Origin of the sequence: Clostridium sp. 1001271st1 H5, assembly GCF_005845215.1 — a bacterium.
Taxonomy (GTDB): Bacteria; Bacillota; Clostridia; order Lachnospirales; family Lachnospiraceae; genus Enterocloster.
The window spans coordinates 33,335-39,585 of record NZ_SPHO01000034.1 but is presented as its reverse complement, the minus strand read 5'-3'; the positions used below and the strand labels follow the sequence as shown (position 1 = coordinate 39,585).

Here is a 6,251-nt window from a genome sequence, read left to right as displayed (position 1 = left end):
TCTGTCATTTGTACCTGGTGTACCGGTTTCTTTTCTCTTGCCATAATAAAAGGCCTCCTATGATTTTTTATTGCTTAAAGCCGGAAAAACCCGGCATAAGGGGTCATAGGGCGGCATAAGGAAAGGCCGCAAACCCTTGAAAATAGGGCATTTTTCAAGAATAGCCTATATTGTGTCATATCTCCGCAAGGGGTGTTTTTGTACGGTTGGGCACCAATCGGGCACCACGGAAAGCGAGGTAAAATGACAGAAAAGCTAATCGCACAGGGCATAGTGCGCCCATCGGGGGACGTGTGCCAAGACAAAATCAACCTTTTGTCCGGGGCGTATGTGCCGCCCTTTGTGGAAATGCTCTGGACGGTCACGGGCGAGGATAAGGACACGGCGGAGCGCGTGTATGGCCTGTTGAACGGCCTGTACTCGTCCGGGCGCGAGGAGGATATGCTGGAGGCCCTGCGGGTGCTGTACGGCGTGTTGGGCCTCATATTCCCCGAAACGGTGGAACTTCTGGCCAGCCACCCTGCGGCCCGGAGTTACTTCCTCTTTTCATTCCTGCTGGACTATGACGACGTAATGCAGGACTACACGGCATAGGCCGCCGCAAGCCGTCCCCTATATCATAGCGCAAAGCCGCCCCCGGCGCAAGGCCGGGGAAAACAGATGGTAAATATGGAGTACAACGCGCCGCCAGCGGGACAAGTGCGGCGTATTTGTCAAGGATGGGCCGGGCCGAAAGGTTAAGGCCCTTTTGTTATGCCCGAAAGTAAGGAGGTATTTATGCCAGACGATAAAAAGCCGACCCCCGCCCCGGAGGAGCATCCCCCGGCCAAAACGCCGGACGGCCCCCCGGATAAGGTCATCAACCTTTCGGAAGTCCGGGAGGGCGCTGGCGGCGGTGACGGGGCCGCCGTTACGGAGAAGAAAGACCCACCCGCGCCGGAGGTGACTAATCCCCCTGCTGGCCCGGCCCCAAAGGGCAAGGCCCTGGAGGACGATGACCGGCAGGAGTGGGAAATATCCAGCGCCGAGCTTGAGGCCCGTAAGCAGAAGCCCAAGCGGAGCCGCCCACCCAAAACGGAAAAAGGCCAGGACACCCCCGGCAAGGGCAAGCGGGCCGCCCCCGGCAAGGGTGCGCCGTCTGCTCCGGCCAAGGCTGGCGGCGTAAAAAAGGCCCCGGAGAAGCCCGCCCCGGCCAAGACGGAGGCCCCTGTGCCCGAACCGCCCGCCCCCCGCGATGCGTCCCGTGGTGAAAAGGAAGAGATCGTCTATCTCAATCTTTCCGACCTGTACCCGTTCAAGGATCACCCGTTTGGGGTACGGGACGATGCGGAAATGCAGGGCCTTGTGGAGTCCGTGAAAGCTGCGGGCGTGAACCAGCCCGCCCTGGTGCGCCCCCGTGAGGGCGGTGGATATGAGATCGTCGCGGGCCACCGCCGACAGCGGGCCAGCGAGCTGGCCGGATTTATCAATATGCCCTGTATCGTCCGCAGCATGACCGACGACGAGGCCGTTCTCGCTATGACGGATGACAACCTCCGGCACCGCGAGAAGCTCCTGCCCAGCGAAAAGGCGGCGGCCCTGCAACAGCAATATGAGGCGATCAAGCACCAGGGGGCGCGTGGGGATGACGAGGCCGCCGGAAAGCTCTCTCTGGAAAGCGTGGGCCAGCGCAACGGCATGAGCGTGAAAACCGTCCAGCGGTATCTCTGGTTGAATGATCTTGTTCCCGATCTGAAAAAGACGATGGACGAGGGCAAGCTGTCCTTTACCCCCGCCGTGGAGATTTCCCGCATCCGGGCCAAACACCAGAAATATATTGCCGTTTCCATTGAGGGCCAGCAGTCCTCCCCGTCCCAGGGGCAGGCCAAGCGGCTCCGGGAACTGGATAAGGAAAACCAACTGAAACCCGATGTGATCGACGCTATTTTGAGTGAAGAAAAGAAAAAGGAGGATCGTGACGTGATTATTACTGGTGCTGAACTGGAGAAATACTTTGGCAAGGAGGCCACGCCCCGGCAAATGAAGGATCAGATCGTGGCCCTGCTGGACGAGTGGAAAGAGAAACAGCCCCCGGAGCTGGGCAAGGGGGACAAAAAGATGGATATGGAAAAGGAGTAACCTCTGGCCATCCTGACCAGAGGCTTTTTCATGTCCCCGCGTCCCTCAAATGGGGTGCCCCGCAAAGTCGCAGACTTTGTGGGGAGAGGCGGAGCAAGGGAGTGGGCGTAGTTTTCGCCGGAGGCGGAAACGGAGCGCAACGGACTTTGCGACGCCGAGGGTCTGGCGGTTTATATCCCCCGTCGCCGCCTATTTCGCAGCGCAGGCGGGAGCTGGCTGTCAAGGGGGCGGAACGCCCCGCCGCTTGCGGCGGCTTGCCCTTGACGGCCTGCCCCGGCTGTGCTATCCCCTGCGGCGCGACGGGGGTATATCCTCCAGAGCCGCCCCCTTTCCCATGAATGGGAAAGGGCGGGGGGATAGGGCTGACCCGTACCCCTGAAATGCAAATTAGAAATGGAGGTTTTCGATATGAAACGACCCCTTGCATACATTACCGCCGCATGGCGCGGCGATCCCTGTGAGGTGACGGAGCAGGCGGCGGACTACTGCCGCTCCGTGTACGAGGCGGGCTTCTCGCCCATCTGCCCCACGCTGTATCTGCCCTTGTTCCTCCATGACGCGGTGCCCCAGGAGCATAAGGACGGCACCGACATGGCCCGCGATCTGCTCCGGCGCTCCCGTGTGCTGGTGGTGTGCGGCGGCCCCGTTACCGAGGAAATGAAAAACGACATCGCCGTGGCCCAGCGGTTGGGGATCACGGCCACCACCCTGGAGGGCATCCTGACCGTCAAGGGCCAGGGCCGGAGGCGCGGGCGGCATTGATGGCGCTTCTGGCCATCGTGGCCAGAGGCCCGGCCCGAAAGGAGGCGGTTTGAATGATTGACGAGGAGGTATCCCGCAGCAGTATCGCCATCACCGTGCGGGCCGGTAAGCTGACGGCGCGGGGGCTGGCGTATGTGCTGGGGGCGGCGGCCCGGAAAATCCGCAAGGCCCAGCGGGCCGGGCAAGCGCCCCAGGGCAAGCAGAGCGCGAGAAAGCTCATGCGCCACGGGGGCGACACCAGCGGCATGGAGCTGCCTGGCGATACCCGCCTGTTTGACCGTGTGGCCCGGCGCTGGGGTGTGGACTACGCCATCCGGCCCGTGGAAAAGGGCAAGTACCTGTTGTTGTTCAAGGCAAGGCAGGCCGACGCCATCACGGGCTGTTTCCAGGAATACTCCCGGCGTATGCTGAAACGCTCCAGGGATCGGCGCGTCCCCATCCGGGAACAGCTCAAACGTGCCCAGGAGCTGATGAAGCAACGGCCCCAGCGCCAGCGGGAACGGGAGGCAACACATGAGGACAGATAAAATCCGCAAGTACATTTTACCCAACGTGCCGTACCTGTTCATTCTGTGGGCCTGCCTGAAAGTGGGGACGGCCTACCGTCTGGCGGCGGGCGCTGGCTTTGGTGAAAAGCTCCTGGGGACGATCCAGACCATCGGCCCGGCCTTTGCGGACTTCGCACCGGGCCTCGTCCCCTTTGACTGGCTGGTGGGCATCCTGGGGGCGGCTGGTTTCCGCCTGCTCATCTGCTTCAAGACCAAAAAGGCGAAAAAGTACCGGCCCGACGCGGAATACGGCAGCGCCCGATGGGGCGGCCCTAAAGACATAGCGCCGTTTTCCGATCCCAAGTTTGAAAACAACGTGATCTTGACCGGGACGGAATATCTCACCATGAACACCCGGCCCAAAATACCGGGGAACGCCCGCAATCTCAACTGCTGTATCATCGGCTCGTCAGGCTCCGGCAAAACAAGATTTTGGCTCACCCCCCAACTGCTCCAGGCCCATTCTTCCTATGTGGTGGTGGACAGCAAAGGGGGTATCTTGCCCCAGGTGGGCTGGTTTCTGCAAAAGAAAAAAGGCTACAAGATCAAGGTGTTCAACACCATCGACTTTTCCAAAAGCCTGCACTATAACCCCCTGGCCTATATCAAAAACGAGGCGGACATCTTGAAGTTTGTCAATACCTTAATTTCCAATACCAAGGGCGAGGGCAAGGAGGGCGATCCGTTCTGGACGAAATCGGAAACGCTTTTGTATTGCGCCCTGATCGCCTATATCATTTTCGAGGGGCCGGAGCAGGACAGAAATATGAATACCCTGGTGGACTTGATCAGCGGCATGGAAGTCAAAGAAGATGACGACGATTTTATGAACGCGGTGGACTATATGTTTGCCGGGCTGGAAAAGCGCAAGCCGGATTGCTTTGCCGTGAAGCAGTACCGCAAGTACAAATTAGCCAGCGGCAAGACGGCCCGCAGCATACTTATTTCATGCGGCGCGAGGCTGGCCCCCTTTGACATCCCCCAGCTCCGGGAGATCATGAGCTATGACGAAATGGAGCTTGACCGCATAGGCGACCGGCGGACGGCCACCTTTTTTGTGATCAGCGACACGGACAGCACCTATAATTTTTTGGTGGCCCTGGCCTTTTCGCAGATGTTCAATCTGCTGTGTGAACGGGCGGACACCGTACACGGGGGCAGCCTGCCCCATCATGTGCGCGTGTTATGGGACGAGGCGGCCAACACGGGACAAGTCCCAGGGCTGGAAAAATTGGTGGCCGTTATCCGCTCAAGATCGGTGAGCCTGTGCCTGTTTTACCAGCAGATGGCGCAGTGTAAGGCAATCTACGACAAACACGCGGAAACGATACTCGGCAACATGGACAGCGTGATCTTCCTGGGCGGGCGGGAAAGCTCCACGATCAAGGAAATATCTGAGAACTGGCTGGGCAAGGCCACCATCTCCATGCAGACCGAGGGGCGATCCCGTGGGCAGTCCGAGAGCTTCAGCCAGAACACCCAACGGCTGGGCCGGGAGTTGATGACCCCCGCCGAGCTGGCGACCATGCCGGGCGACCGCTGTATTTTACAGCTCCGGGGCCTGCCGCCGTTCTACTCCCCCAAGTACGACCTGAAAAAACACCCCAACTACAAGTACACCGCCGAGGCGGACAAGCGCAACGCCTTTGACCTGGGCCGCCTGATCTCCCGGCGCATGGACAAGGTAAACCCCAACGAGGAATACACCGTGTACGAGGTGGACGTGCCGGACGAGGGGCACATGGAAGAGGACGAGGACATCCTCAACTATGACGATCTCGACGACCCGGACGCCTTTGTATAGCTTCTGGCCATCGTGGCCAGAGGTGGACGCAGCCGCCTGAAAAGGCGGCTTTTTTCATGGCCGGGGCTTGTCCCCGGAGAAATGGAGGCACTATGCAGTTTTTCTCTACTGCCGTTACCACCCTGCAAACGCTCGTCATCGCCCTGGGGGCCGGTCTGGCCGTGTGGGGCGTGGTCAATCTGCTGGAGGGCTACGGCTCGGACAATGCGGCGGCCAAAAGCCAGGGCATCAAGCAGTTTATGGCTAATTAAAGGGAACAAAAAGAAAGGAAAAGCACAATCCAGACGGTATCAGCGGCAGGATACAAGAATAAATTGTGATTACACAAGATTGGTGTTATAATAAGAGAAAAGTTCCTGCCGGGGCAGCCGCCCCGGTGGTATGGATAGAAAGGCAGGAAAACAATATGCACATCAGCTATAAACCACTCTGGCATACACTGTTAGAGCGTGATATGAGAAAAGAAGATTTAAGGCTTGCCGCCGGTATGACAACGAATATGATTGCCAACATGAGCAAAGAGGGAAAGCACATCAGCATGGATACATTAGCCCGTATCTGCGAAACGCTGAATTGTGAGATTACCGATGTGATTGAGTTAGTACCAGACGAGCCTGCTTCCACAGGAGGTAAGGAACATGAGCGAATTGAAACCAAGAATAACGGAAAACGGAATTGATTATATCCTTGTCGGAGATTACTATATCCCAGATTTGAAGCTGCCGGAGGAACACCGCCCTATCGGAAAGTACGGACGGATGCACCGGGAATATTTAAGAGAAGCCCATCCAGCCAGATTGAACACATTGACACTGACCGGGGAGTTATGGACATATCTTGCAGACCTGAACGAACAGGCACAGGAACGGTTAGACACCATCATGGAGCAGATGAAGGCTGCCGATGGTGTGACCGAGGAATTGAAGCGTACCCATCAAATGGAATGGGTGCAGCGTTGCAATAACATTCACAACCGGGCAGAAGAAATTATTTTGCAAGAGATGATTTATTCATAACGG

8 protein-coding genes are annotated in these 6,251 nt (G+C 58.1%); all 8 read left to right on the top strand.

Features of this window, described 5'->3' with window-relative positions:
* Window positions 1–243 precede the first annotated feature (243 nt).
* The 8 genes from FGS84_RS28845 (at window position 244) to FGS84_RS28810 (ending at window position 6,248) form a co-directional block, all read left to right on the top strand.
* Entirely contained in the window at window positions 244–594 is a 351-nt protein-coding gene (locus FGS84_RS28845) for a hypothetical protein (protein ID WP_138311621.1), read from the top strand.
* A 183-nt stretch (window positions 595–777) separates the two neighbouring features.
* Window positions 778–2,118 carry a ParB/RepB/Spo0J family partition protein gene (locus FGS84_RS28840; RefSeq protein ID WP_138311620.1) on the top strand — a complete coding sequence of 447 codons (1,341 nt, stop codon included), beginning with the start codon at window positions 778–780 and terminating at the stop codon, window positions 2,116–2,118.
* Between the two features lie 408 nt (window positions 2,119–2,526).
* Entirely contained in the window at window positions 2,527–2,880 is a 354-nt protein-coding gene (locus tag FGS84_RS28835) for a hypothetical protein (RefSeq protein ID WP_138311619.1), read from the top strand.
* A gap of 53 nt (window positions 2,881–2,933) precedes the next feature.
* Window positions 2,934–3,407 (top strand): PcfB family protein, encoded by a 474-nt coding sequence (locus FGS84_RS28830; protein WP_138311618.1) that lies wholly within the window; start codon window positions 2,934–2,936, stop codon window positions 3,405–3,407.
* On the top strand, window positions 3,394–5,232 hold the full coding sequence (locus tag FGS84_RS28825) for a VirD4-like conjugal transfer protein, CD1115 family (RefSeq protein WP_138311617.1): 1,839 nt from the start codon (window positions 3,394–3,396) through the stop codon (window positions 5,230–5,232). The genes FGS84_RS28830 and FGS84_RS28825 overlap by 14 nt, the downstream gene beginning before the upstream one ends.
* Before the next feature lie 92 nt (window positions 5,233–5,324).
* A complete protein-coding gene (locus FGS84_RS28820; protein WP_138311624.1) occupies window positions 5,325–5,483 on the top strand; it encodes a Maff2 family mobile element protein in 159 nt (52 codons plus the stop codon).
* A 65-nt stretch (window positions 5,484–5,548) separates the two neighbouring features.
* Entirely contained in the window at window positions 5,549–5,911 is a 363-nt protein-coding gene (locus FGS84_RS28815; RefSeq protein ID WP_003533405.1) for a helix-turn-helix domain-containing protein, read from the top strand.
* Complete coding sequence (locus tag FGS84_RS28810) at window positions 5,871–6,248, top strand: TnpV protein (RefSeq protein WP_003533403.1); 378 nt, start codon at window positions 5,871–5,873, stop codon at window positions 6,246–6,248. Before FGS84_RS28815 ends, FGS84_RS28810 begins: the two co-directional genes overlap by 41 nt.
* Window positions 6,249–6,251 lie beyond the last annotated feature (3 nt).